This window comes from Bradyrhizobium sp. HKCCYLS3013 (assembly GCF_051167615.1).
Lineage (GTDB): Bacteria > Pseudomonadota > Alphaproteobacteria > Rhizobiales > Xanthobacteraceae > Bradyrhizobium.
The window spans coordinates 43602-68216 of record NZ_JBNPTK010000012.1 but is presented as its reverse complement, the minus strand read 5'-3'; the positions used below and the strand labels follow the sequence as shown (position 1 = coordinate 68216).

General features: G+C 67.5%; 21 protein-coding genes. 11 read left to right on the top strand and 10 right to left on the bottom strand.

What is annotated here, in order from left to right; translation table 11 throughout:
- The first annotated feature begins 75 nt into the window (after positions 1 to 75).
- Both ACQR1F_RS21430 and ACQR1F_RS21425 read left to right on the top strand, forming a co-directional pair.
- Positions 76 to 1590, top strand: a complete 1515-nt coding sequence (locus ACQR1F_RS21430; RefSeq protein WP_434913813.1) for a hypothetical protein — start codon at positions 76 to 78, stop codon at positions 1588 to 1590.
- Positions 1591 to 1835: 245 nt separating this feature from the next.
- Positions 1836 to 3401 (top strand): hypothetical protein, encoded by a 1566-nt coding sequence (locus ACQR1F_RS21425; protein ID WP_315804538.1) that lies wholly within the window; start codon positions 1836 to 1838, stop codon positions 3399 to 3401.
- Between the two features lie 19 nt (positions 3402 to 3420).
- Here ACQR1F_RS21425 and ACQR1F_RS21420 read toward each other — a convergent pair whose 3' ends face one another.
- The 4 genes from ACQR1F_RS21420 to ACQR1F_RS21405 all read right to left on the bottom strand — a co-directional run bounded on the left by ACQR1F_RS21420 (position 3421) and on the right by ACQR1F_RS21405 (position 8074).
- The gene (locus tag ACQR1F_RS21420; protein ID WP_434913812.1) at positions 3421 to 4680 is read right to left on the bottom strand and encodes an Hsp70 family protein; all 1260 of its coding nucleotides are present in this window, start codon (positions 4678 to 4680) and stop codon (positions 3421 to 3423) included.
- Between the two features lie 171 nt (positions 4681 to 4851).
- Positions 4852 to 5475, bottom strand: a complete 624-nt coding sequence (gene prfH, locus ACQR1F_RS21415; RefSeq protein ID WP_434913811.1) for a peptide chain release factor H — start codon at positions 5473 to 5475, stop codon at positions 4852 to 4854.
- Positions 5472 to 6611, bottom strand: a complete 1140-nt coding sequence (locus ACQR1F_RS21410; protein ID WP_434913810.1) for an RNA ligase RtcB family protein — start codon at positions 6609 to 6611, stop codon at positions 5472 to 5474. The genes prfH and ACQR1F_RS21410 overlap by 4 nt, the downstream gene beginning before the upstream one ends.
- Before the next feature lie 479 nt (positions 6612 to 7090).
- On the bottom strand, positions 7091 to 8074 hold the full coding sequence (locus tag ACQR1F_RS21405; protein ID WP_434913809.1) for a phosphotransferase enzyme family protein: 984 nt from the start codon (positions 8072 to 8074) through the stop codon (positions 7091 to 7093).
- Positions 8075 to 8919: 845 nt separating this feature from the next.
- On the opposite strand from ACQR1F_RS21405, the gene ACQR1F_RS21400 reads away from it, so the two are divergent.
- Together ACQR1F_RS21400 and ACQR1F_RS21395 are read left to right on the top strand one after the other, a co-directional pair.
- Positions 8920 to 10149 carry an APC family permease gene (locus tag ACQR1F_RS21400; RefSeq protein WP_434913808.1) on the top strand — a complete coding sequence of 410 codons (1230 nt, stop codon included), beginning with the start codon at positions 8920 to 8922 and terminating at the stop codon, positions 10147 to 10149.
- Between the two features lie 25 nt (positions 10150 to 10174).
- Positions 10175 to 11452, top strand: a complete 1278-nt coding sequence (locus ACQR1F_RS21395; RefSeq protein ID WP_434913807.1) for an MgtC/SapB family protein — start codon at positions 10175 to 10177, stop codon at positions 11450 to 11452.
- 11 nt (positions 11453 to 11463) lie between these two features.
- Here ACQR1F_RS21395 and ACQR1F_RS21390 read toward each other — a convergent pair whose 3' ends face one another.
- From ACQR1F_RS21390 to ACQR1F_RS21370, 5 genes are all read right to left on the bottom strand, one after another.
- On the bottom strand, positions 11464 to 13425 hold the full coding sequence (locus ACQR1F_RS21390) for a putative bifunctional diguanylate cyclase/phosphodiesterase (protein WP_434913806.1): 1962 nt from the start codon (positions 13423 to 13425) through the stop codon (positions 11464 to 11466).
- 240 nt (positions 13426 to 13665) lie between these two features.
- On the bottom strand, positions 13666 to 14223 hold the full coding sequence (locus tag ACQR1F_RS21385; protein WP_042340571.1) for an HNH endonuclease: 558 nt from the start codon (positions 14221 to 14223) through the stop codon (positions 13666 to 13668).
- A 232-nt stretch (positions 14224 to 14455) separates the two neighbouring features.
- Positions 14456 to 15430, bottom strand: a complete 975-nt coding sequence (locus tag ACQR1F_RS21380; protein ID WP_434913805.1) for a peptidyl-alpha-hydroxyglycine alpha-amidating lyase family protein — start codon at positions 15428 to 15430, stop codon at positions 14456 to 14458.
- Positions 15431 to 15505: 75 nt separating this feature from the next.
- Positions 15506 to 16597: a DUF2855 family protein gene (locus tag ACQR1F_RS21375; protein ID WP_434913804.1), complete on the bottom strand. Its 1092-nt coding sequence runs from the start codon at positions 16595 to 16597 to the stop codon at positions 15506 to 15508.
- Positions 16598 to 16705: 108 nt separating this feature from the next.
- Positions 16706 to 17359, bottom strand: coding sequence for a DNA-3-methyladenine glycosylase family protein (locus tag ACQR1F_RS21370; protein ID WP_434895758.1), 654 nt, complete (start codon positions 17357 to 17359; stop codon positions 16706 to 16708).
- A gap of 121 nt (positions 17360 to 17480) precedes the next feature.
- Between ACQR1F_RS21370 and gluQRS the strand changes: the two genes are divergently transcribed.
- The gene (gene gluQRS, locus ACQR1F_RS21365) at positions 17481 to 18350 is read left to right on the top strand and encodes a tRNA glutamyl-Q(34) synthetase GluQRS (protein ID WP_316237109.1); all 870 of its coding nucleotides are present in this window, start codon (positions 17481 to 17483) and stop codon (positions 18348 to 18350) included.
- A gap of 308 nt (positions 18351 to 18658) precedes the next feature.
- A complete protein-coding gene (locus ACQR1F_RS21360; RefSeq protein ID WP_434913803.1) occupies positions 18659 to 20050 on the top strand; it encodes an ATP-binding protein in 1392 nt (463 codons plus the stop codon).
- On the opposite strand, the gene ACQR1F_RS21355 is transcribed toward ACQR1F_RS21360, so the two are convergent.
- A complete protein-coding gene (locus ACQR1F_RS21355; protein WP_316217986.1) occupies positions 19977 to 20870 on the bottom strand; it encodes a YihY/virulence factor BrkB family protein in 894 nt (297 codons plus the stop codon). The two genes, ACQR1F_RS21360 and ACQR1F_RS21355, sit on opposite strands and share 74 nt — an antisense overlap.
- 130 nt (positions 20871 to 21000) lie before the next feature.
- On the opposite strand from ACQR1F_RS21355, the gene ACQR1F_RS21350 reads away from it, so the two are divergent.
- From ACQR1F_RS21350 to ACQR1F_RS21330, 5 genes are all read left to right on the top strand, one after another.
- On the top strand, positions 21001 to 21195 hold the full coding sequence (locus tag ACQR1F_RS21350; protein ID WP_015664263.1) for a twin transmembrane helix small protein: 195 nt from the start codon (positions 21001 to 21003) through the stop codon (positions 21193 to 21195).
- A gap of 45 nt (positions 21196 to 21240) precedes the next feature.
- Complete coding sequence (locus tag ACQR1F_RS21345) at positions 21241 to 21813, top strand: cob(I)yrinic acid a,c-diamide adenosyltransferase (RefSeq protein WP_315805679.1); 573 nt, start codon at positions 21241 to 21243, stop codon at positions 21811 to 21813.
- Between the two features lie 117 nt (positions 21814 to 21930).
- Positions 21931 to 22680 (top strand): electron transfer flavoprotein subunit beta/FixA family protein, encoded by a 750-nt coding sequence (locus tag ACQR1F_RS21340; RefSeq protein ID WP_316217985.1) that lies wholly within the window; start codon positions 21931 to 21933, stop codon positions 22678 to 22680.
- A complete protein-coding gene (locus ACQR1F_RS21335) occupies positions 22680 to 23624 on the top strand; it encodes an electron transfer flavoprotein subunit alpha/FixB family protein (protein ID WP_434913802.1) in 945 nt (314 codons plus the stop codon). Before ACQR1F_RS21340 ends, ACQR1F_RS21335 begins: the two co-directional genes overlap by 1 nt.
- Positions 23625 to 23723: 99 nt before the next feature.
- A complete protein-coding gene (locus tag ACQR1F_RS21330) occupies positions 23724 to 24602 on the top strand; it encodes a 3-hydroxybutyryl-CoA dehydrogenase (protein ID WP_315718147.1) in 879 nt (292 codons plus the stop codon).
- Positions 24603 to 24615 lie beyond the last annotated feature (13 nt).

The following is a 24615-nucleotide window of genomic DNA, read 5'->3' as shown; positions in this document are numbered from 1 at the left end:
CCGAACGTCAACCATTCGTCTGCCGCGAGATCATCACGCAGATCTTGGGCGGGCGCGATTCGGGGTGTCGTGGACATGAAGCGCAAAGCGGCGGATCGTCAGTTACGTCGTCTGCAGGCGGAGCAGAGCTTCGATCCACGCACATGGCGCGATCGGCAGCTCGGCCGTGCCGTTCCGTTCTACGGCTCGGAGCTGTTCCAGCTCGGCTGCCCGCCGCTGGCGTCGTTCATCGCCGCGTTCCTCGGCTGTCTGATGACCCTGCATCTGAGTGCAACCGGGCTGTCGCCGCTGATTGCCTCGGCGGCGGCGGCTTTGCTGCTGTGCGCCTCGCTGATCCTGACACGGACCGCGGATCTGGTGCCGAGCACGTTCTTCTCGTCGGCCTATGGCGGCAGCTTCGTCGGCATGACTCCGGTGGCGCTGTTGAACGCAAGCGTCATTCGCGCCGGCCTGCCGCTCGACGCCGCCTTCGTGCTGCTCTCGCTGTTCTGTGGACTGGTGTTCTGTCTGGGCTGTGCGCTCGACATGTGGCTGCGTGGCGGGCTCGCGCGCGGCTATGGCGGACGACTGGGCGCGCTGGCGGCGGTCGCTTCGTTCCTGTTCGTCGGTCTCGCGCCGCTGCTCGGCACCGAGGGCGAGCTGTTTCCGATCGCGCGCCGCGGCGCGCTGGAGCAGGGGCTCGGCAGCACCGCGCTCACCTTCGCGTTGTGCGCGGTCGGCATGCTGGCGACGATGGCCGCCTTGCGCTGGGCGCCCGTGGCAGGGTCGCGCCGCGCGGTACGCATCTTCGTTGCGGCGTCGGTGGCCTTTGCCGGCCTCGTGGCGCTGCAGCTTCTGCCCAGCGGGGCCCCTGATCTCGACGCCTATTCTGCCGGTTGCTTCGTCGGCATGTCGTCGTCGCGGCGGCTGCGCAGCCTGCCGCAGGCGATGGCTGCGGCGGTGCTGCTGACGGGCCTGTTGATCCTCACCGGTCCCATCCTGCCGAGCGTCGGCGGCAGCCTCGGATACATCGCCTTCGTCTCGGTCATCTTCGTGGATGCTGCGGTTCGTCTGTTCGTCGAGGCAGGGGAATCGCCGTGGCAGACCGTCCTCGCCTGGACGCGGGGACTCGTCGCCACACTCGCCATTTTCGCGGTGCTGCTCGCCAGCGAGCTGATGTTTCAGCCGCCGGTGGCGGAGCCCAACGGTCCGTTCGTGAACGCGGACAAAGCCGCCGCGCCGGTGCGGACCACGATGCCCTTACACGACGAGGATCGGCGCGATGGCGCGGCGTTCGGCGAGCCGGCCTCGGCCGCTGACACAGCGCCGGATCTGCCGCTTCAGATCCTGAATCCGGAGGGCGCCAATCCGCTCGCCCTGCGGCCCTCGAGTGAGCCGGCCCAGGAGTCCGCGTCGCCCGCGTCTGCAGAGCCGTCCCGGCGGATCGGTCGCGATGGTCGGCCGGCGGGCGTCCTGGCTGCGCGGCTGAAGCGCCAACAGACACGGGTGGTGCCGCACGCGACGACCCGACAGCACATCATGGCCCGCCATGAGGTGCAGCAGCCCGTGCCGGAGTGGCGACCTGATCCGTCGACGTTGGCGGGCCCCTGACGGGCCGCGAGCATTTTTGCGGCCATAACCCGACTCGGCCATACCTCCGCACGCGTTTTGCCATGTTTTCACTGCATCGTGCACACAGCGGTGCTTAGCGGATGATGCAGGCCCGTCCGGCTCTTGTCTTATGCTCGTACGTCAGGACGCAAACGACGTGGGATCTTTCGCCCGCATCGCGGCTGTCGTTCGGCGTCAGGAGGAGGTGAGGGCCGAGCCGATCCACATTTGGGGGCGGTTCGCAGATGCAGCAGGCCTTTGATGGTGCGCCATACCGGACGGGCCTGCCGGTCCTGTTCCAGCCGCGTCCTCAGCCGCGGCGTTCTGATCTCCCTGTTGCGCTTGTCGTGGCCTTCGCCGGCGCCTTTCTCGGTTGTCTTGCCACGCTGCATCTGAACGCGCTGGGCCTGTCGCCCGCGCTCGCCTCGGCGGCGGTGACGGTCGTGCTGTGCGCAGGCCTGGTCGTCGCGTCTCCGGACAACCTCGCCGCGACCACGTTTTCGTCCTCGGTCTATGGCGGCAGCTTCAGCGGCATGACTCCGATCGGACAGCTCAGCGAAAGCGTCGCTCGTACCGGATTGCCACAGGAGGCATCGCTCTATCTGCTGTCGATATCCTGCGGCCTGCTGTTCTGCATCTTCACTGCGATCGAAACCCGGCGGCGCGTCGTGCTGTTGCAGGGCTATGGTGGTCGGCTCGGCGTGTTGGCTGCGATCGGATCGCTGCTATTCGTCACGCTCGGGCCGTGGCTCGCCGGACAAGGCGGATCGCTCCGTCTGGGGCATCTGAATCAATTCGACCAGGAGCTCGGTGGCTCGCTCGCGATCCTTGCGGCCTGTCTCGCCGGGACGTTCCTGACCATGGTCATGCAACGGCTTCCGCACGTCGCAGAGTCGGGGCGGGCAGCCCGCACCTTCGTCTCGGCCACGCTGGCGTTTGCCGGAATGGCGGTCATGCGAGGGCTCTGGTCCGACGAACGCTGTCTCGTCGATGCCTATTATGCCGGATGTTTTCTCGGGATGTCTTCGCCGCAGCGGCTGTCAGGCCGGTTGCAGCCGATCGTGGCCGCGCTGACGCTCACCGTGGTTCTGGTCCAGGCTTCGACGGTTCTGCCCCTGGTCGGCGGCAGCCTCGGCCTTGCGGCGTTCATTGCGGTGGCCGGCGTCGACCTGGCTTGGCGGACGGGTGGCGCGATGTCCGTTCCCCCATCCACGAAGCTCGCGCTTGGCCGAAGCCTGGCCGTCGCCGTGACGGCGGCGGGGTTTCTGCTGCCGAGCCATGTTTTTCACGGGCTGGCCGACGAGACGGCCGGCGTGGTCCTGTACGAGCCGGATCCGGCCGACACTCCTTCTGCTGCGGTCCAACCTGAAAGGCAGATCGTGGACGCCGTTCCGGACGCAGGCTCGCCGGCGCCGGTCGGGCCTGCCGTGGACCTCGATCCGGCCCCCGCCGCCGTCACCAAGGCCGAGGTCATTGCGATTGACGCCGCGCCCCTCGCAGTCGCTGCTCCCGCGGTCGGCGAGGCCCCGGCACCGCCGGTGCGCGCAGAACAGACTCGGACCCGGCGGACGAGTCGCACCGTGCCAGGCTATTCGCTGCCGCCTCGGGCGGATTCGGGACCCTGGGGCATCATCCGCAGCGGCGATCCCGGGCGGACCGGCGCGGCTGATGCCCGTCCGGTGCGCGCGAAGCCCGCCGCTGTCCGTGCCGTCGTCCCGACATCGGCGGCGCCGCGCCCGGCGCCGCGCGCCCAGCTTCAGAACGCACCGAAGAAGCCGGCGCGGGCGGCCGCGACGGTCTCCCCCGAATGAGCCATTCCTGAAATTGGCGTCAGCCGAACTTGCGCCGCGCGTCGAGCGCGAGCCCGATGCCGACGCTGCCGAGCAGGTCGGTCTCGGCGATGCGCGCCGCCGGAAACAGCGACAGGATGGCCTGACGCAGCGCCGGCACCATGCTCGAGCCGCCGGTGAGGAAGATGGTGTTGATGGCAGCGGCCTCGACGACGGCATCGTCGAGCAGCTTCGTCACCGTGCCGACGACGCGCTCGACGGAATCGGCGATGGCGCGGTCGAAATCCTTGCGCGTGAACTTGATGCGCGCCCAGTCGTCCTTCTCCGACAGCACCGAGGTCAGCGACTTCGCCGCTGTCAGCGCGATCTTGGCCTGCTCGACGCCGATCGCGAGCGTATGGCCGCGATGCTCCTCCACCACCTTGATGAAGCGGTCGACCAGATCGCGCCGCTCGGCCTCGTAGCGGATCTGGCGCAGCTCGCCGATCACGCCTCTCTTGTAGAGCTGGTTGATGCGGTGCCAAGTGGCGAGCTCGTGGTAGTACAGCGTCGGCAAATTGCGCTTGCCGTCGGCGGTCAGGCTGCCATAGCCGAGATGCGGCATCACGCTCTTCAGACTGAGCAGCCGGTCGAAATCGGTGCCGCCGATATGGATGCCGCCATTGGCGAGGATGTCGTCCTCGCGATGCGCCTTGCTGCGCCGCTCAGGCGAGACGCGCACGATCGAGAAATCCGAGGTGCCGCCGCCGATGTCGACGATCAGCACCAGCTCTTCGTGCGCGACCTGCTGCTCGTAGTCGAGCGCGGCGGCGATCGGCTCATATTGGAACGCGATGTGCTTGAATCCCTGGTCGCGCGCGATTCCCTCCAGCGCGCTCTGCGCTTCCGCGTCGGCCGCATCATCCTTGTCGACGAAGCGGACGGGACGGCCGAGCACGACCTGGTTGATCTCCCTGCCGAGCCTCTTCTCGATCTGCGTCTTCAGATGCGCGAAGAAGAAGCCGAGGATGCCGGCAAACGGCACCGCCTTCTGCCGGATATAGGTCTTCTCGTGAATCAGCGCGGTGCCGAGGATGCTCTTCAGCGCGCGCATGAAGCGGCCGTCGTGGCCGGTCAGATAGCGCTCGATCGCGTTGCGCCCGAACTGGATGCCGTGATCCTCGAAATCGAAGAACATCGCGCTCGGCAAGGTCCGCTGCTCGCCCTCCAGGGGGATGAGCTGGGCTGAGGCATGATCGCTGAGGCCGACGGTGGTGTTCGAAGTGCCGAAGTCGATGCCACAATGGGCCGCTGCCGCCATGCTCGTCTCGTTTCCGTCCGGGGGGCGGTCCGCTTAGCCGTTCGGCGGCGCGATGTCATCCGCCAATATGCGGAGCGGCGCGCATGGCGGTCGTCTGGCGGAGAGATGACTGTGCATCCCTGCCTGTCGAAGGTGCAGTCGGGGGCTCTCACGCCCCCGGCTGTCCGGTGATCATCCCGCCGGCCTGAACGCCGGTCCCTCGAAGCGCAGCCCGGCTGCGCCACGTTCGACGCTGTCATGCGCCGCGTGGATGAGGCGCGCCTCGCCGGCGTCCGCCAGGCGCGCGCGGCCGTCCAGCAATGCGGCGAGACGCGCGAGCGCCAGCGCCTTGTTGCGATGCTGCGAGCGGCCGTCGCGCGCGATCGCGACCAGCCCCGTCGGCACGTGAACCGCGCGCACCGCACTCTCGGTCTTGTTCTGGTGCTGGCCGCCGGGCCCGCCGGCACGAAAGCTTTCGAACCGGACGTCGGTGGCCGCCAACGCCGCCAGCCGCTCCGACAGGGGCAGATCGACGATGCCGACGAACCAGTTCTTGCGGCCGTGATGCGGCCGCAGCGGACTGCGGCACACCCAGAGCAGCGAGCCCTGCGTCCAGCGCCGCGCGAGGTCAGACGCCGTCGACCCGTCCAGCACGACGATCGCGCTGGCCGGCCCATGCCGGTCGGTCTGCTCTCGCGCGATCGCGCATGCGCAATCCGCCGCCTCGGCCTCGTTGGCGAGCCGCTGAAGCGCATGCGCCACCGCGAGCCGGCATTCGGCGGGACCGCGCCCCGCCGTGAGGAGCAGCCGTCTCATCGCCGGTCCTCCTTGCGCGGCCGCTCGACGGCGATCTTCTTCACCGTCACCAGCGGGCGGAAGCTGGCGACGACGCGCGCGAGCCCGAATGCTTCGAGATCGGCGATCACGCCGGCGATCGGCTTGTAGGCCTCCGGTGCCTCCTCGGCGAGCAGCGCGCGGTCCTCGCAGATCACGCGGCCGCCGAACGGATTGCGCGCGAGACGCTCGCGATCCGATCGCGTGGCGCCGACACGGCCGATCATCGATGACCGGTCGAACTTGCGACCGGCGCCATGGGCGATCGACCACAACGCCTCGTTTGGCGCTGACGCGAGCGGCGCGACCAGATAGGACAGCGCGCCGCGCGAGCCCGGCACGACGACGAGCCCCTGGTCGGACGGCGCGGCGCCTTTCCGGTGCAGCACGCCGTCTGCGCGGTGCTCGATGCAATTGTGCGAGCACGCGCAGACCGGATCGGCCTCACAGCGCAAGGCCGCTGCCGCCCGGCGAGCGATCACCTGGCGGTTCAACGACGCCCAGCGCAGCGCGTGGTCATGCGCGGCCAGATAGGCCTGACCGGCTTCGCTGTCGGGGGCGAGCGGCTTCAGCCCGTCCGCGACGTGCCGTTCGAGCAGCGCGTGGCCGAGGCCGCGCGAGCCCGAATGCACCAGCAGATGCGCGCGGTCGCGATCGATGCCGCAGCACGGATCGAACACCTCCTCGACCGCCTGCAGCTCGCAGAAATGATTGCCGCCGCCGATCGTGCCGAGCGAGGCATCGAAGTCGGACGGTGTCAGCTCACATCTCGCGAGCTCGCTTGCGATGTCGCCGTCATAGGGTGTGGCGACGTCGCGCAGCCGGTCGGCCGCCTTGTCGACGCGGATGCGGCGCGACGCGAGGTCGAGCGCGAACAGCGCCATGCCGCAGCCCGCGTCGGAGCCGACGAAGGCCGGGTGGATATGGTCGGCGAGAATGGCGCAGCCGACCGGGCCGAACTTGCCGGGATGCAGGTCCGGCATGCCGGCGACGGCACGCACGCCGGAGATGGCAGCCACCGTTTCGAGCTGGCGCACGGCGGCGCCCTCGATCCAGGAGCTGGACGAGTAGTAACCGTGAATCGGCGCACGGCCGTCCACGCGATGGGAAATGCCCATGGGAGTACCTTGGAGACAGACAGGGAGATATGGTCAGGGATGATCAGCGCGCGCGAAGGCGCACGCAGGCCGCGCCACACCTCGCCTCACGCGAGGATCAGGCCCGGCGGCTCCTGGCGGAGCAACGGATGATCGCAGTCATCGTCTTTCTCCAATCGGCGGAGCGGAATGCTCGACGCCGGTGGCGTACTAATCACATCGTTCGTGGTTTGACAATGCGTCTGATGAGTTGATCTGCTGGCTGTGGCGGACGCGACACGGCAACCGCCGCAGCGATCAGAACAACGTCAGGAAATCGATGCGTCGACGATGACCTTGTCGAAGGACGGTGGCGGATCGATTACCGGGAGCACCCCATGCGACGGAAGCGCTGCGACCTGAGCGACATGTCCGCCACGCAGCCGATGATGCCGAGCCGGCGTACCCGAACGATCGTATCAGTCATGGTTCAAAGTCTCCCATGCTGCCGTCGGTCAAGCTCATATAAGGCGTGCCCCCAGCTGCTGCGCCTCCCAGCCTTCAAGGAATTCACGCTGCTGCGTGATCCAGCGGACCGGCTCGCTGCCCCACTCGCGCGAGCGGCTGGCCTGTTCGCCCATCAGCCAGATGTGCCTGACGATCACGAAGGCATGCGCGGCCTCGAAATCCGCCGCCGAGATCGGGCGGACCGATCGATAGCCGTCGACGAAAGCATGCCACGCCGCGTGAAAGCGCCGACCGAACGACAGCTTGGCCCACAGGAACACAGCCAGGTCATAGGCCAGATAGCCGCGGCCGCCATCGTCGAAATCGAAGAAGACGGCCTCGCCAGCGGCGCCGATACGCGCATTGAAGCCATGGCAGTCGCCGTGACAATGCGTCCACGCCAGGCCTTGCATCGCCTCGATTCCGGCGGCTGTTCGCGCACAGACCTCCTGAAGAAAGCCGCCGTCGTCGGATCCGATGGTGCGACAGAGATTCTCAACGCGCGCGAGCGGCCGGTGCAACAGATGGTCGAGGTCCAGCCGGTAGAGCGGCGCTTCCGGCTGATAAGACATCGCCGCATCGTGGACTCTCGCAAGCGTGACGCCGTTGGCGTGAGCATCGGATTGCGAGGCGACGTCCGGCATTCGTCCATCGATTGCGGGAAACAGCACGCCTTCCCGTCGGCCTTCCGCCGCCTCGCCGCGCACGAACAGGTTGCCGTCGCGCGCCGGAACGGCCGCGGCTACGGGCACGCCGCAGCGCGCCAGATGCGCGAGAAAGTCGGTTTCGGTGCGGACATCGGCCGCGCCTCGGGCGCGGTGATGCGACAGCCGAAAGACGTAGCGGTCGCCGCTCGCGGTCGTGACAAGATAGACGTCGTTGAAACCGCGATTCACCATTCGGCACGCGAGCGGCTCTGATAGCACGTAGTGATGGGCCACGAAGCGTCCGATGCTATCGGCGCTGGTTGTCGTGTAGAGCGGCTCGAATTCGGGCACAGTGCCTGTTCCGGAATGATGCGATGTTGTGGCATCCTAAGCCGCTGCGGCTCGCGGTGGAAGGCGGCGAACGCGCGTGTGATGGAGTCGCTCAGGCGTATTCAGGTCGTGCGGGGCTGCCCGCCGGCCAAATCAGTCAATGTTTCGCGCGCAATCGGCCGACATTGTCCAGAGCCTCGACGAAAAAGATTCTTGTTTCTTGTTTTCGGAATTTGTGGTCATCTATCGCCATCCCGCCTCATGCAGAGGGGCGTACGCGTCGTCACGATACGCTGGGGTGGGGAGTGGTGGCCGTTGCGATGTCGGGCGCGTTCGCGCGCAGACGACTGACGCCGTGACGGACGGTCAAGCCGTGTGGTCCTGGCGCCCCGACGCTGGCGTCAAGTCTGCTGCGACATGACGTGTCGTGCGGATGACGTGGGCAAACAAGCCGGTCCCCGGGGAGAGCGCGGAGCAGCCGTGAAAACCATCGCGCGGGGAAGGCCGGGTCGATCCGGCTGTACCTGTGGTTCCTGCCCCGTGCATTTTCTCCGCACGGGGGCCACGGGCCTCAGCCGAGGCTCGGTCTTCCCTGCACCCTCTCGATTGCAGAGAGGGAGTTCTATCAGCACGGCTCGGGCGGATTGCGCGCGAGAGCGCAGACGCGTGTCTCGGCAGACGCATGTAGCACGAACGCGACTGGGCGCCGGTGCGTCGGCGACCCGCGTTGCGCTGACAGGCGGTCGAATGCTGCAGCCCAGCGGATCTCGCGCAGGTCCCGGTTGACCGAGATCAACAGGGCTCGCGCTTGCTCCCTTAAGCCCCTACAACTCCGTTGTTCGTCGTGATCAGGAATGGAATTCGTGGTGCCGCAAGATCCAATCGTGCCTGCGTCCGGCTTGCGGCGTCGGCTCGGACTGCCGTTGCTCGTGCTCTACGGCACGGGCGTGACCGTCGGAGCCGGCATCTACGTCCTGATCGGCGCGGTCGCCGGCCATGCCGGCATCCATTCCTCCTGGGCGTTTGCGCTGGCGGCGTTCGTGATGACGTTCACCGCCGCCTCCTATGTCGAGCTTGCGACCCGCTATCCCGTGAGCGCCGGCGAGGCCGCCTATGTCCGCGCGGCCTTCAAGTCGCGGCTGTTGTCGACGGCGGTCGGCACGCTGCGGCTCGCCACCGGCATCATTGCGGCGGCGGCGGTGACGCTCGGCGGTGCCGGCTACATCCGGCAGCTCATCGACCTGCCGACGCCGTTGATCGCGATGGCGATCGTGGTCGCGCTCGGCATGGTCGCGTCCTGGGGCATTCTCGAATCGGTGATGCTCGCAGGACTGCTGACCCTGATCGAGACCGGCGGGCTGCTGTGGATCATCGTCTCGGCCGTCCACTCCGGCGTCGCGTTCGGCCCGGCCTTGCTGATCCCGCCGCCGCTCGAGCTCGGCGTTCTCTCCGGCATTACCTTCGCCGGCCTGCTGGCGTTCTTCGCTTTTGTCGGCTTCGAGGACCTCGCCAACGTCGTGGAGGAGGCCAAGCGCCCGCAGCGAAACATTCCGTGGGCGATGGCGCTCACGCTGCTGATCACCTCCGCGCTGTATGTGCTGATTGCCGCGATTGCGGTGACCGCGGTGCCGCCGGGCGTGCTGTCGGCCTCTCCGGCGCCGCTCAGCCTGGTGTTCAATGCCGTCGCCGGCATCAGTCCGGCCACCTTCAATGCGATCGCGATCGTCTCGACGCTCAACACCATTCTCGCCCAGATGACGATGACGGCGCGCGTCGTCTATGGCATGGCGGGGCAGGGCGACCTGCCGCGCATCGCCGGCCGCGTCGATCCCCGCACCGGCACGCCGCTGATCGCAACCGGGCTCGTCATGCTGGCGGTCGCGATCCTGGCGCTGGCCTTCCCGCTCGAGCGGCTGGCCGAGGGCACCTCGCTCGCGACGCTGACGATCTTTGCCATCGTCAATCTGTGCCTGCTGCGGATTCGCATCCGGCGCATCGGGTCGGATGCTCCGCATGTCAGGGTGCCGCTATGGATTCCCGCGCTTGGTCTCATCACATGTCTGTTGATGATCGTCAGCGCGTTCGTCGCGCCGTGAGCAGGTGTGATTCAGGACGATGGCGATGCCGGATGTCATGAGCCTCAGTCCCGAGATCGTCGCGATCGTGGTCGCACTCGGCATCGGATTGCTGATCGGTCTCGAGCGCGAGCGCCGCAAGGGCGAGGGACCCGCTCGCTCGCCCGCGGGGTTGCGCACCTTTGCGGCGGCGTCGCTGGCCGGCGCGATCGGCATGCTGATCGGCGGCAAGCTGCTCCTGGCCGTCGTCACCGCCGGAATCATGGTCCTCACCGCGATCGCCTACTGGCGCTCGCGCAGCGACGATCCGGGACTGACCTCGGAAGCGGCGCTGATCCTGACCGTCCTGCTCGGCGGCCTCGCCACCGAGCGTCCGGCGCTGGCGGCGGGCGTCGCCGTCGTGCTGGCGGTGTTGCTTGCGGCGCGGCCAATGCTGCACGACTTCGTCCGTTCGGTGCTCAGCGAGAGCGAGCTCAAGGACGGCCTGATCTTTGCCGCGGCGACGCTGGTGGTGCTGCCGCTGCTGCCCGATCAGCCGATCGGTCCGTTCGGGGCGCTCAACCTGCGCGGCATCTGGACGCTCGTGGTGCTGATGATGGCCATCGGCGCCGCCGGGCATGTCTCGATGCGGCTGCTCGGCGCCCGCGGCGGGCTCGCCGTGTCCGGCTTCGCCTCGGGCTTCGTTTCCAGCACCGCCACGATCGGCGCGATGGGCGCGCGGGCGCGCAAGGCGCCGGAGCTTGGCGGCGCCGCGGCTGCGGGCGCGGCGTTGTCGACGGTCGCGACCATCGCCCAGCTCGCCGCGGTGCTGGCCGTCACCAGCCTGCCGGCGTTGCACGCGCTGCTGATTCCGCTGTTATGTGCCGGCGTGGCGGCGGCGGTCTATGGCGCGATCTTCACGATCGCCGGGCTGCGGCAGAGCGGCGCCGCCGACCTGCCGCCGGGGCGCGCCTTCAGCCTGCCGGGCGCGCTGCTGCTGGCGCTGACGATCTCGGCGGTGCTGGTGCTCTCGGCCGCGTTGCGCGAGGCATTCGGCGAAGCCGGCCTGGTGGCGAGCGCCGCAGTCGCCGGCCTCGTCGATACCCATGCGCCGGCGGTGGCCGCGGCCACGCTTGCCGCGTCGGGCAAGATCAGCGCCGCCGATGCCGTGGCGCCGGTGCTGGCGGCGCTGTCGGCGAACACGATCAGCAAGATCGTGGTGGCGTGGACCAGCGGCGGATCGTCCTTTGCGCTGCGCCTCGTTCCCGGACTCATCCTCGTGATTGTCGCCGCGTGGGCCGGCGCCTTCGGTCCGGGCCTTGCGCAGATGCTGGTCCTTCCGTGACCGCGCCGCGCCTACGCGCTGCGCGGCAAGGGCTCGCCTGCGGCAGCAGCACCGCTGCGATGCTGGACGAGCCACGCGATCGCGTCGTCCTCCTTCATCGGCTTGCCGTACAGCCAGCCCTGTCCGTAGGAACAGCCGAGCATGCGAAGGCACTCGGCATCCGCCTCGCTCTCGACGCCCTCGGCGATCATGCGGTGGCCGAGCGGCAGCGCCACCGCGGTGATGGCGGCGACGAGCTGCTGGTCCCGGCGGTTGCCGGCGATGCCGTGGATGAAGGAGCGGTCGATCTTGATGGTGTCGATCTCGACCGCCATCAGGTTGGCGATCGAGGAATGGCCGACGCCGAAATCGTCGATCGCAAGACCAAATCCATATTGGTCGATCAGCTTCAATTCGTCGGCGCACCGCCTGGGATCGAACATCGCCTCTTCGGTCACCTCGATCTCGATCCGGTGCGGATCGACGCCGTAGCGCTCGGAGACGGTCTTCAGGGTCTGCGCCGGCGAGTGAAGCGGGAATTCGCGCGGCGAGACGTTGATCGACACCCGGATGCCGTGCGCCTTCTTGCGGTCGAGCGCGCGCAGGAACGCGCAGACGCGCTCGCCCACGAACTCCGTGAGCTGGCCGGACAGGCGCAACCGGATCGCCGCGGACACGATGTCCGGCGGCGGGATCAATCCGGCGCTCGGATGCTTCCAGCGCAGCAGCGCCTCGAAGCCGATGACCTCCTGGGTCGCCATCGCCACCTGAGGCTGGAATTCGACGTGGAGCTCGCGGCGGGCCAGCGCCGCCGGCAGCTCGGCGTCGAGCCGGCGCTGCAGTGTCAGCTCGGACTGCATCTTGGCGTCGAACACGCGCATGCAGGCGCGGCCGTCGTCCTTGGCGCGGTAGAGCGCGACGTCGGCGCGGGCGGAGAGCTCTTCCAGATCGATCGGGCCTTCCGCTTGCGTCGCGATGCCGATCGAGCAGCTGACGGGCAGCAACTGGCCCGCGATCGCGAGCGGCTGCGCGAGGGCGGCCATCAGCCATTCGGCAAGTGCGACGGATCGGCTCGCCACATCGTCGCCCTGCATGACGACGACGAACTCGTCGCCGCCCAGGCGGACCGGCAGATCCTCACCGCGGCAGGCGGATTGCAGCAGCGCGGCGATGGCCTGAATGACCCGGTCGCCGGCATCGTGGCCGCGCGCGTCGTTGATGGTCTTGAAGTTGTCGACGTCGATCAGGAGGAATGCGACCCCGCGTCCGGACCGGCACGCCGCGGCGGCCACGCTGCGGAAGTGACTGCGATTGGCGAGCCCGGTGAGCGAGTCCGTGCGAACCAGACGCTCCAGGGCGTGATTGGCCTCGGCCACCGACTCCGCGAGCACCGTCGCTTCGATGGCGGTATTCTGGCTCGCGATGAAGTTGCGCTCGCCGAGCCGCGAGGCGCGGAACAGCATGAAGGTCAGGAACGCGACGTCGGCCGCGACGACGTAGTCGACGTCGCTGCCCGAGATCAGCATCCGCAGCACGGTCGCGCCCATCAGTGGCGCGCCGAAGGCGATCGCCATCGGCGAATAAGCGAGACTCTGGATGATGGCGCCGGTGGTGGTGCCGGCCATGATGAAGACGACGTCGTTGACGTTGTGCGCGCGGGAGAAGGCCGGCAGCGCGATCGGGACGATCGCCCACAGCACGCCGCTGGCGAAGGCCATGATGGTGAGGTTGCGCAGCACGCGCTGTGCATCGCGCTCGATCCGTCCGGATGCCTTCAGGTACGACACCCATCCGGCGCGGAATGCGGCGAAAACGATGGCGGCGCCCAGCCAGCCGAAGATGAGGGTGCCGCCCTCCCTGAGATACAGCAGCAGCGCCAGCGAGGTTGCGATCGCCACGTTGGCAAACAGGGTCAGGGAAATGTTCTGCAGCGAGCTCGCCGCCTGGGCTTTCGCGAGCGCCGCCGCCTTGCACTCGGGGATTGCGGTCTGCATGCGCGGAACGGACAGCCTGCTCGAACAATGACGGAAGCGGGCAGCCATGATGGGGCCCACGCGGCAACGCGCGATCATGCTGAACAGGGGCCTAAGGCGGGGTTAATCCAGTCCATTATACCGCCGGACGGCCGCGCCATTCGGCCAGCGGATCGGGCGGCGGGGCATGCGCGGGCAACAGCCAAAGCGTCGCCGCGCCCAGGGCGACGTCCGCACCAGCTCCGACGACGTGCCGATCTGCTACGGATCGAGCTCGGTGTCCCAATAGAGATAGTCGAGCCAGCTATCATGCAGGTAGTTCGGCGGGAACAGCCGGCCGTTGCGATGGAGCTGGTGGACGGTCGGCGCATAGGGCGCCTGCTTGGGGAACATCTTGGCCTGCTGCGGCGTCAGATTGCCCTTGCGCAGATTGCAGGGCGAGCAGGCGGCGACGACGTTCTCCCAGGTGGTCTGGCCGCCCTTGCTGCGGGGAATGACGTGATCGAAGGTCAGGTCGTCGCCGGAATGGCAGTACTGGCAGGCGAAACGGTCGCGGAGGAAGACGTTGAAGCGGGTGAAGGCCGGATGCGTCGACGGCTTCACGAAGGATTTCAGCGAAACCACGCTGGGCAGCTGGATCTCGAAGGATGGACTTCGGATCGCGCGGTCGTAGTACTCGACGATATTGACGCGATCGAGGAACACCGCCTTGATCGCGTCCTGCCACGACCAGAGAGACAGCGGGTAATAACTCAGCGGCCGGAAGTCCGCGTTCAGCACCAACACCGGCCAACCGCCTTGCGAGACATGTGCGTTCAAGTAACGCTCCTGGCCTCCATAACGGCTGCGAAGCAGCATGCCTTGACATACTACATGCAGCGTGACGGGATTGTGAAGCCCCAAGAATGGCTTGACACATGGTTTGACCTGGCTTCTCCCGCCTTTCGAGCTGCGGTCAAAGCGCGTCAGAACCGTGGCAGAGCGCTCAGCCGCTGCACTGCAAATCAGTTGCATGTCCTCGGCCGGGGCCAGCATCCGCTGGTGGCCAAGGTCAGCCAGGGACGCGCTCCAGCTTCTGCAGACAGCGATGGATCCTGACCTCGTCCGGCATCGGCCGGTCCGGAAAGCTCGTGCTCCAATTGGTGACGCCGACCTCGCCGACATAGATGTCGCCGCGGCTGTCGATCGCGAGGCCGTGCGGCGCCAGGAAACGCCCGGTTTCCAGGCCCGGGCCATGCTCGCCGCCGAGCCGGGCGATGCGCCGGCCGGTGGCGTCGGTGATGGTCAGCCGCGGTCCGAGGTTGGGAACGTTGAGGTTGACCGGCATGCCCGGACCGAGCTCGCCGATGATGAAGGTCTTGCGCCCGGCGCCGCAGGCGCATAGCGCGCAGGGCCGATGCAGATTGTTCCACTGCGTCTCGTAGCGGCCGTCGCCGTCGAAGATCTGGATGCGGTGGTTCTCGCGGTCCGCGACATAGACGAAGCCGTCGGCATCGGTCGCAATGTTGTGAACGATGTTGAACTGGCCGGGATCGGAGCCGGGCTCGCCCCAACTCCTGATGAGCTTGCCGTCCGGCGTGTATTTGTGGACCCGCGCATTGCCGTAGCCGTCGGAGACGTAGATCTCGCCGGATGGCGACAGCGCGGTGTGGGTGCAGCGGTTGAATGGTTCGCCGCTCATGAAGGGCGTCGGACGCTCCGGCAGGCCGATGGTCAGCAGCACCTTGCCCTCGGGCGTGCATTTGCGCACGGTGTGGTCGCCGTCGTCGGTGCAGTAGAGATTATCGTCCGCGTCGATCGACAGGCCGTGGGCGCGGCTGAACAGCCCCTCGCCAAAACTCCTGATGAAATTGCCGTCGCGGTCGAACACGATCATCGGATGGGCGCCGCGATTGAAGGCGTAGACGCGGTCCTTGCTGTCGACGGCAACCGAGGCGACGTCGGTCAGCGCCCAGCCGTCGGGCAGCCTGGCCCAGCCCTTGACGACGCGATAGCTGTGCTCGCCGGAGCCGAGAGTGATGGACATGAAGCAGCCTCCGGGAATGCGCCTGATCTGAGCTGCCGCAAGGCTACACGCGACCGGCACCCGGCGGAAAGCGCCTCATGCCGTCATTGTCAGCATGTGCCCCTGATCCGGCGGAATGCGTCCTTGCAGCGTGTCGAGATAGATCCGCTGCACCGCGTCGGGACCGCGTCCATCCACGATCGTCAGCCAGCCGTCGAGCCGCGGGGAAAAGTCCTGCCACGCCGCGCCGAGCCGCTTTTCGATGCCGCCGGGTCCCCATTCCCTGGCGCGCTTCCTGATCTGGTCGGGCGCGAAGAACCAGGTGGGCCGGGCACCGGGAAGCGCGTCTGCGTCGTCGATGACGTCCTGATGAGTCAGCCCGACACGGCCGGAATAGACCAGGTTGTCGCCATAGTGCCGGTGCAGCGCGGCGCGCAGGCTGGCATTGCCGGCCATGTCGACGAAGGCCGCGCTCGTCCCCGCGTCGAGCCTGTCGACCGCATCGTAGGTCACCACCTCGTCATAGCAGCCGAGCGAGCGGACGAAGGCTGCATTCGATGGCGAGGTCAGCCCGATCACGCGGATGCCCTGGCGCCGCGTATGCAAGAGGTGCGCGAGGCCGAACGCGGTCTTGCTCGAGGCCGAGGACAGGATGACGGTCGTGGCGCCGAAATGCGCCTGTTCGGCGAGGAAGTCGTCGACCAGGAACGAGAGCATGAACAGCGGGCGCAGCAAAGCCTGATAGTCGCCTTGCCGTCCGGCGAACGCCGGATCGTCGCCGACCCGCGCATAGGCGTTGTAGACCGGCGCGACGCCCTGGCGGTGTGCGGCCGCGTCGCGCAGGCCGCGCTTGCTCACATCGGCGGCCTCGATGACGAGATGCGTCGCTATCGGGAAGTAGCCGAACAGGCGCTCGCCTTCCGCCACGGCAGGATGGCGAGAGGCGATCACGTCGCCGAAGCCCCACACGGGGATGATGCCGAAGCCGCCGGGCGCAGGAAACAGTTGCCAATATTTCAACTGCTCGCCGAGCAGGGCATAGGTGATGTTGTTGGCGGTGAAGGCGAAGCGGTCTACCTTGACCAGCAGCGCGTCGGCCGGAAGCGCGTCGCTGCCGGGAAGCTCGGTGACGATCGTCTGGCACTGCTGCAGATCGCTGCGTGCGACGATGAAATCGGACGATTGCATGATGAAGACCCCGGCCATGCGATGATGTGCGTCGTGGTGCGATCCTGGCCGACATCGATGACCGTTTTGCAACCCCAACTTTGTTTGAAACGGCGTTCACCGAAGTTGTTAGTTCGCCTGCGTGATGACGCCCTCGCGTTTCTTGAGCACGCGGTAATAGCTCCACCACAGATGCGCGGCCGCGCCGCGCAGCGGCCGCCAGCCTTCTGCAAGCGGCATCATCTGCTTCGCCGTCGGCCGCGCCGCAAGGCCGAGCCCGACCTTGACGGCCTCCTGCACGGCGAGGTCGCCCGCCGGCCAGGCATCGCCATGGCCAAGGCAGAACAGCAGGTAGACGTCGGCTGTCCACGGCCCGATGCCGGGCAGCGCGGTGAGGGTTGCATGCGCGGCGTCGGCGTCCTCATTGGCGAGAACGTCGAGATTGAGGCGCTCGGCGCCGAGTTCGCGCGCAATGTGCTTCAGCGTCTTGATCTTGGCCGCTGAGAGCCCGAGCCGGCCCAGCCGGTCGGCACGGGCGCGGCGGATCGCGTCGGCATCGAACGGATCGAACGCCGCCTGCAGCCGGCCCCAGATCGCCGCCGCGCTCGCGGTCGACAATTGCTGGCCGCAGACGATGTGCGCGATCCCGGCAAAGCCCGGCTCCCGCCGCCGCAACGCCGGCATGCCGGTGGCGGCGAGGATCGGAGCGAGGCGGTTGTCCTGCTTCACCAGCTCGCGGACCGCGTCCTCGAGAATGTCCTGGCTGTCGAGATGGAGGGTCATGTGTCTAAAGCTTTCTGCGTCGTCATGCGCGGGCTTGACCCGCGCATCCATCTCGGATCGAACGTAATTGAAGGATGATTGTCGGATCGCGCCAGCTCAAGTCCGGCAATGACAAGATGTCATGCCACCCGTTTTCCGATTTGCCCCCAGTCCGAATGGCTATCTGCATCTCGGCCACGCTTATTCGGCGCTGTTGAACGTCCGATGCGCGCAGCAGAGCGGCGGCCGCTTGCTGCTGCGCATCGAGGACATTGACCCCACCCGGTGCCGGCCGGAGTTCGAGCAGGCGATCTATGAAGACCTCGCCTGGCTCGGCATCACCTGGGAGCAGCCGGTGCGGCGGCAATCGGAGCACCTTGCCGAGTACCGCGCTGCGCTGGAGCGGCTGCAGGGTATGGGGCTCGTCTATCCGAGCTTCGAGAGCCGGGCCGAGATCGCGCGGCTGGTCGCACAGCGGGATGCGGACGGAGCCTGGCCGCGCGACCCCGACGGGGCGCCGCTCTATCCGGGGACGGCGACCTCGCTTTCCGAAGCGCGACGTGCGGGGCTGATGGCCGGTGGCGTGCCCTATGCCTTGCGGCTGGACATGGCCGCGGCGATCGCGCGCGTGGGCAGGCTGGCCTGGGACGAGCACGGCGCCGGGCCTTCGGGCGAGAGCGGCAGGGTCGAAGCAAGGCCGGAGGCGTGGGGGGATGTGGTTCTGGCGCGCAAGGAGACGCCGACCAGCTATCACCTGTCCGTCGTGCTCGACGACGTCCTGCAGGGGGTGACTGAGGTGGTGCGCGGCCAGGACCTGTTTCATGCCACCAGCGTCCACCGGCTGCTGCAGGTTCTGCTCGGCCTGCCGGCGCCGGCCTATCGGCATCACCAACTGATTCGCGACGCACAGGGCCACAAGCTGTCCAAGTCCACCCAGGCGACGGGATTGCGCGCCTTGCGCGCGGAAGGCGTCTCGCCGGCGGAAATCCGACACAGGATCGGCATGGTCTAGCCGCGTCCTGCCGCAAGCCCGATGTCTTCCCACGTTTCCGGCGGGGACAACCTCCGGGGCATCGTGACACCCGGAAACGACCGTGCCATGCTGCTCGATGGCGCGGGTAATCGGGAGCTTCAATCGAAAGCGGCACGACGAGACATGACAGTAGAAGTGCCCCTTCGTTTTTCGGAGTTCATGTCACAGGGGCCATGATGAAGCGCGTTCGGAACATGAGTACGGGGCGCCGGGCCCGACCGGCCAAGCCTGCTGCGCCCAGGCCCGCCGCGGCGTCGAGGCCGGCCGGTGGAAAGACGCCCTCTGGAATGGCGCCGTCGAAGGTCTCGTCCAAAGCAGGGAAGCCGAAGACGCCCGCCGCGAAGGCGCCGCCGGTCAAGGAGCGCGCCAAGGCGCGACCGCTCAAGAAGCACGTTCCTCAGGTCACGGCGATGGCGGGGAGCCGGCGCAGCGCGGCCAAGGCCGGATCAGCCAAACCTGGATCAGCCAAGCCCGTCTCGGCGAAAGGGGCGGCGTTCGGGCCTGGCGGACCCGGTGCGGGAGTCGTCGAAGCCGCCTTGGCGGTGTTCGCCCACGAGGTCCGCACGCCGCTGACAGGCATTCTCGCCATCAGCGACCTGCTCGCCACATCCGAACTCGGCGAGCGCGAGCGGCGCTGGGTCGACACCATCAAGGCTGGCGCGGAGCACCTGTCGAGCCTGGCGACCCTGTTCGTCGATGCCGCCAAGCAGGAGACCGCGGGGACGCTGCTGCGCGAGGATCTGTTCGACCTGCGCGTGCTGGCGCGCGCCGCCGGGGACTCGCTGTCCGGCCGCGCCGCCGCCAAGGGGCTGGAGGCCAAGGTCCGTGTCTCCGACGATTTGCCGGGGCTCGTCGTCGGTGACCCCGTGCGGCTACGCGCCGCACTCGAAAATCTGATCGATAATGCGGTGAAGTTCACCGAGCAGGGGGGCGTGGCGCTGGACATCGCGCTGGCCGGCAAGGCCGGGCGCGGCAGGCCGATCAGGCGCGCCGCCAAGGGCAAGGTCGCGGTCGCCTTCCGTGTTTCCGATTCCGGCATCGGCCTGACCCTGCAGGAGATCAAGCGGCTGTTCCGCCCGTTCAGCCAGGCCAATGTCTCGATCGCCTCGCGCTTCGGGGGCGCCGGCCTCGGCCTGTCCTCGGTTCGGCAAATCGCGCGCGCCATGGGCGGCGACGTCGCGGTGGCGCCGCATGAAGGCGGCGGCACGACCTTCACGCTGACCGTGGCGCTGACCGTGGCGGCCGCGCCGCACACCACGGCGGGCGGCTCGGAAGATGGCGTCACCCTGGGGCCGACGCGGCCCTTGCGCATCCTCGGCGTCGAGGACAATCCGTTCGGCCGCGTGGTGCTCAACACGATCCTCAACGAGCTCGGCCACCAGGCGGAGTTCATCGGCCGCGGCGAGGCCGCACCGGAGCGGATCATGGCCGGCAGCTACGATGCGGTGCTGATGGACATGGTGCTGCCCGGCATCAATGGTGTCGAGGCGATTGCCCGTATCCGCAAGCTGGATGCGCCCCACGGCACGATCCCGATCATTGGCGTCTCCGGACGCGGCGAGGACGAGGCGGCCTCGCGCGCCGCCGGCGCCGACGCGTTCCTGCTCAAGCCCGTTTCGCCGCGGGCACTAGCGACTGCGCTTCTTGGAGCGACACGCCGCGCGGCAGCCGCGACTTGATGATCGAGGCGTTCAACTCGCCGCCATACACGAAGATCGCGGCGATGAAATACAGGAACACCAGCGCGATGATCACCGATGCGAGCCCCGCATACATCGTGACGTAGTTGTTGGCGAACCGCGCCAGATACTGGCCGAACACGATGCCCGACACCAGCGAGGCGACGAAGGTGAAGACGATGCCGGGCATGATCTGCATGAAGCTGCGCCGGCCCGCCGGCAGCCAGGCATGCAGGATGAACAGCGCCACGATCAGCGCGCTGATGGTGATGCCGTAGCGCGACAGGTTGACGAAGCGCTCGTTGGCTTCGACCGCAAGCGGCAGGTAGCGCCGGGCGGTGGCCAGCATCAGCGGCCCGAGCACGATCAGGAACGACATCGCCAGCGCCGTGATCGCGGCGACCAGGGTGTAGCCGATCGATTCCAGCCGCAGCCAGTACCAGCGGCGCTGCTCGATCACGCCATAGGCGCGGTTGAGCGCGACCCGCAGCGCCTCGACGCCGTTCGAGGCGAAATAGACCGCGAGCACGGCGCCGATGGTCAGCGCGTCGGTCCGGGTCGTGGTCAGCACGTCGTGGATCTCGCCGGTCAGCGCATCCGCGACCTGGGCCGGCCAGGTCTGCAGCATCAGGGTGGCAGCCTGGTCGGCCAGATCCTTGGAGCCGAGAAAGCCGGCGAGCGAGGTCAGGACGATCAGAAACGGAAACAGCGCCATCAGGGTTGACAGCGCGATATGGCTGGCGATCGCCCAGCCGTCGTCGGCGAGGAAGGTGTAGAACGCGTCCATGACGACGTGGAAGATGTAGCGAAGCGCCTTCACCTGTTCCTGCACTCCGCGAAACGATGTGATTTGTACAATCCGATATTACGGGCCCAAAAGCCAGAAGTTGCAGCCCCTGGCGGTCCGATCCGGCATGGCGCTCCTGCGTCTGCGGTGTTATCTAGCCCGAATGGCTTCACTTCTCGGTAAATTCATCCTTCCCATCGCCGTCGGCGCGGTCGCGCTGGTGCTGTTTCTCGGCCTCGTCAACATGACGCGGGGCGGCTCGCCCAACCTGTCGCAGAAGCTGATGCGCTGGCGGGTGATCCTGCAGTTCGTCGCGGTCGTCATTGCCATGGCGGCGATCTGGGCGATGGGGCGCTGAGACCGAGACGCCGAGGCGTCGAGAAACGGACGTTGAGAACGCAGCATGGTGGTCCTGAATCGCATCTACACGCGGACCGGTGACGACGGCACGACCGCGCTCGGCAATGGCGAGCGGCGTCCCAAATACGATCTGCGCGTCTCCGCCTATGGAACCGTGGACGAGACCAACGCCGCGATCGGCGTGGTCCGGCTGCATCTGGCTGATGCGCCCGAAATCGATGCGATGCTCGGCCTGATCCAGAACGATCTGTTCGACCTCGGCGCCGATCTCGCGGTGCCGCAGCGCGAGGGCAAGGCGGAGCGGCTGCGCGTCGTCGCCAGCCAGGTCGACCGTCTGGAGCGCGACATCGACACACTGAACGAGCGGCTCGCGCCGTTGACCTCGTTCGTGCTGCCCGGAGGGACCGCGGCGGCGGCGCATCTGCATGTGGCGCGTACCATTTGCCGCAGGGCGGAACGGATCATGACGGAACTCGCCGGCAAGCCGGACGAGCCGGTCAGCGAGGCCGCCATTCGTTATATGAACCGGCTGTCGGATTTCCTGTTCGTCGCCAGCAGGGCGGCGAACCGGAACGGCGCCGGCGACGTGTTGTGGGTGCCGGGGCAAAACCGTTAACCCGGGGGCGTGCGGGCCTGCTTTTTTCGCCCGTCGCGCGTTGACCGGGGGGGATGGGCGCTTTAGGTTCCGCGCCCGAAAGGTCAACCCCGGACAATTTAGAGCGAAAGAGGATCGATGAAGGTTCTGGTGCCGGTCAAGCGGGTGGTCGATTACAACGTCAAGGTCCGCGTCAAGAGCGATGGATCGGGCGTTGAACTCGCCAACGTCAAGATGTCGATGAATCCGTTCGACGAGATCGCCGTCGAGGAAGCGCTGCGGCTGAAGGAAGCCGGCAAGGCGACCGAGGTGGTGGTGGTCTCGATCGGGCCCGCGCAGGCCTCGGAGACGATCCGCACCGCGCTCGCGATGGGCGCCGACCGCGGCATCCTGGTCAAGGCCGAAGGCAATGTCGAGCCGCTCGCAGTCGCCAAGATCCTCAAGGCCGTGGCGCAGGACGAGCAGCCGGGCCTGATCATCCTCGGCAAGCAGGCGATCGACGACGACTCGAACCAGACCGGCCAGATGCTGGCGGCGCTGCTCGGCTGGGCGCAGGCGACCTTCGCCTCCAAGCTCGAGGTCGAAGGGTCCGACTTCAAGGTGACCCGCGAGGTCGATGGCGGCCTGCAGACCGTGAAGCTGAAGGGACCGGCGATCGTCACCACCGATCTCCGCCTCAACGAGCCGCGCTACGCGTCGCTGCCGAACATCATGAAGGCGAAGAAGAAGCCGATCGCCGAGAAGACCGCCGCCGACACCGGCGTCGATCTCACGCCGCGGCTCGAGGTGATCAAGACCGCTGAGCCCGCGGGCCGCAAGGCCGGCGTCAAGGTCAAGGACGTCGCCGAGCTCGTCAACAAACTCAAGACCGAGGCGGGGGTGCTCTGATGGCCACGCTGCTGATTGCCGAACACGACAATGCCGCGATCAAGGACGCGACCAACAAGGCGCTGACGGCGGCTGCAGCCCTCGGCGCCGATGTCGACGTGCTGGTCGCGGGTCAGGGCGCCAAGGGCGCGGCCGACGCCGCCGCCAAGCTCGCCGGCGTCAAGAAGGTGCTGCTCGCCGACGATGCTGCCTATGCGCATGATCTCGCCGAGCCGCTCGCGGATCTCGTGGTCAAGCTCGCCGCGAACTACGACGCGATCGTCGCGCCGGCGACCTCGCGCTTCAAGAACGTGATGCCGCGCATCGCCGCTTTGCTCGACGTGATGCAGGTGTCGGAGATCATCAAGGTCGTGGCGCCCGACACGTTCGAGCGGCCGATCTATGCCGGCAACGCGATCCAGACCGTGAAGTCGAAGGACGCCAAGAAGGTCATCACCGTGCGCACCTCCACGTTCGCAGCCGCGGGCGAAGGTGGCAGCGCGTCGGTGGAGACCGTGGCGGCGGCCGGTGATCCGGCGCTGTCGAGCTTCGTCGGCGAGGAGGTCGCCAAGAGCGACCGCCCCGAGTTGACCTCGGCCAAGATCATCGTCTCCGGCGGCCGCGCGATGCAGAGCCGCGAGAACTTCGCCAAGTACATCGAGCCGCTCGCCGACAAGCTCGGCGCCGGTGTCGGCGCCTCGCGCGCCGCGGTCGATGCCGGCTATGCGCCGAACGACTGGCAGGTCGGCCAGACCGGCAAGGTCGTCGCGCCGGAACTGTATGTGGCGGTCGGCATTTCAGGCGCCATTCAGCATCTGGCCGGCATGAAGGACTCCAAGGTGATCGTCGCGATCAACAAGGACGAGGACGCGCCTATCTTCCAGGTGGCCGATTACGGCCTGGTGGCGGACCTCTACCAGGCGGTTCCCGAGCTGACCGACGCGCTCGGCAAGCTCGGCAAGTAACGCTCAAGACACCGGCCGCATGGGACCGCGGCGGCCGGTGTTCTCACTTCCAAGGGCATGGACGGGCGCAGCAGGCGTGCCGTTCGGGTGGATGACAACATGGCTCAGATCAACAAGCTCGGAGTGATCGGCGCAGGACAGATGGGCAACGGCATCGCGCACGTTGCCGCGCTGGCCGGGCTCGACGTGGTGCTCAACGACGTCACCGCCGATCGGTTGAAATCGGGCATGGCGACCATCAACGGCAATCTGACCCGCCAGGTCGCGAAGAAGGTGATCTCCGAGGACGCCCGCAATCAGGCGCTCGGCCATATCTCGATCAGCGAAACTCTCGATGGCCTCGCCGATTGCGATCTCGTCATCGAGACCGCGATCGAGAAGGAGGACGTCAAGCGCAAGATCTTCCACGATCTCTGCGCGGTGCTGAAGCCGGAGGCGATCATCGCCTCCAACACCTCGTCGATCTCCATCACCCGGCTCGCCGCCTGCACCGACCGGCCCGAGCGCTTCATCGGCATTCATTTCATGAATCCGGTGCCGCTGATGGAGCTGGTCGAGCTGATCCGCGGCATCGCCACCGACGACGCCACCTTCGAGGCGGCCAAGGAGTTCGTCGGCCGGCTCGGCAAGCAGGTCGCCGTCTCCGAGGATTTTCCGGCCTTCATCGTCAACCGCGTGCTGCTGCCGATGATCAACGAGGCGATCTACACGCTGTATGAGGGCGTCGGGAATGTCGAGGCGATCGACGCGGCGATGAAGCTCGGCGCGCACCATCCGATGGGGCCGCTGGAGCTGGCCGACTTCATCGGCCTCGATACCTGTCTGTCCATCATGCAGGTGCTGCACGAAGGGCTGGCGGATTCGAAGTACCGGCCGTGCCCGCTGCTGGTGAAATATGTCGAGGCCGGCTGGCTCGGCCGCAAGACGCAGCGCGGCTTCTACGACTATCGCGGCCCCAAACCCGTGCCGACCCGCTGATTTTACCGCTGTC

Bases quoted from the DNA above. Each gene is read 5' to 3' on its own strand.
- ACQR1F_RS21430 (WP_434913813.1), top strand. From the start codon at position 76: ATGAAGCGCAAAGCGGCGGATCGTCAGTTACGTCGTCTGCAGGCGGAG.
- ACQR1F_RS21425 (WP_315804538.1), top strand. From the start codon at position 1,836: ATGCAGCAGGCCTTTGATGGTGCGCCATACCGGACGGGCCTGCCGGTC.
- ACQR1F_RS21420 (WP_434913812.1), bottom strand. From the start codon at position 4,680: ATGGCGGCAGCGGCCCATTGTGGCATCGACTTCGGCACTTCGAACACC.
- prfH (WP_434913811.1), bottom strand. From the start codon at position 5,475: ATGAGACGGCTGCTCCTCACGGCGGGGCGCGGTCCCGCCGAATGCCGG.
- ACQR1F_RS21410 (WP_434913810.1), bottom strand. From the start codon at position 6,611: ATGGGCATTTCCCATCGCGTGGACGGCCGTGCGCCGATTCACGGTTAC.
- ACQR1F_RS21395 (WP_434913807.1), top strand. From the start codon at position 10,175: ATGCCGGATGTCATGAGCCTCAGTCCCGAGATCGTCGCGATCGTGGTC.
- ACQR1F_RS21390 (WP_434913806.1), bottom strand. From the start codon at position 13,425: ATGCAGACCGCAATCCCCGAGTGCAAGGCGGCGGCGCTCGCGAAAGCC.
- ACQR1F_RS21380 (WP_434913805.1), bottom strand. From the start codon at position 15,430: ATGTCCATCACTCTCGGCTCCGGCGAGCACAGCTATCGCGTCGTCAAG.
- ACQR1F_RS21375 (WP_434913804.1), bottom strand. From the start codon at position 16,597: ATGCAATCGTCCGATTTCATCGTCGCACGCAGCGATCTGCAGCAGTGC.
- ACQR1F_RS21370 (WP_434895758.1), bottom strand. From the start codon at position 17,359: ATGACCCTCCATCTCGACAGCCAGGACATTCTCGAGGACGCGGTCCGC.
- gluQRS (WP_316237109.1), top strand. From the start codon at position 17,481: ATGCCACCCGTTTTCCGATTTGCCCCCAGTCCGAATGGCTATCTGCAT.
- ACQR1F_RS21360 (WP_434913803.1), top strand. From the start codon at position 18,659: ATGGCGCCGTCGAAGGTCTCGTCCAAAGCAGGGAAGCCGAAGACGCCC.
- ACQR1F_RS21350 (WP_015664263.1), top strand. From the start codon at position 21,001: ATGGCTTCACTTCTCGGTAAATTCATCCTTCCCATCGCCGTCGGCGCG.
- ACQR1F_RS21345 (WP_315805679.1), top strand. From the start codon at position 21,241: ATGGTGGTCCTGAATCGCATCTACACGCGGACCGGTGACGACGGCACG.
- ACQR1F_RS21340 (WP_316217985.1), top strand. From the start codon at position 21,931: ATGAAGGTTCTGGTGCCGGTCAAGCGGGTGGTCGATTACAACGTCAAG.
- ACQR1F_RS21335 (WP_434913802.1), top strand. From the start codon at position 22,680: ATGGCCACGCTGCTGATTGCCGAACACGACAATGCCGCGATCAAGGAC.
- ACQR1F_RS21330 (WP_315718147.1), top strand. From the start codon at position 23,724: ATGGCTCAGATCAACAAGCTCGGAGTGATCGGCGCAGGACAGATGGGC.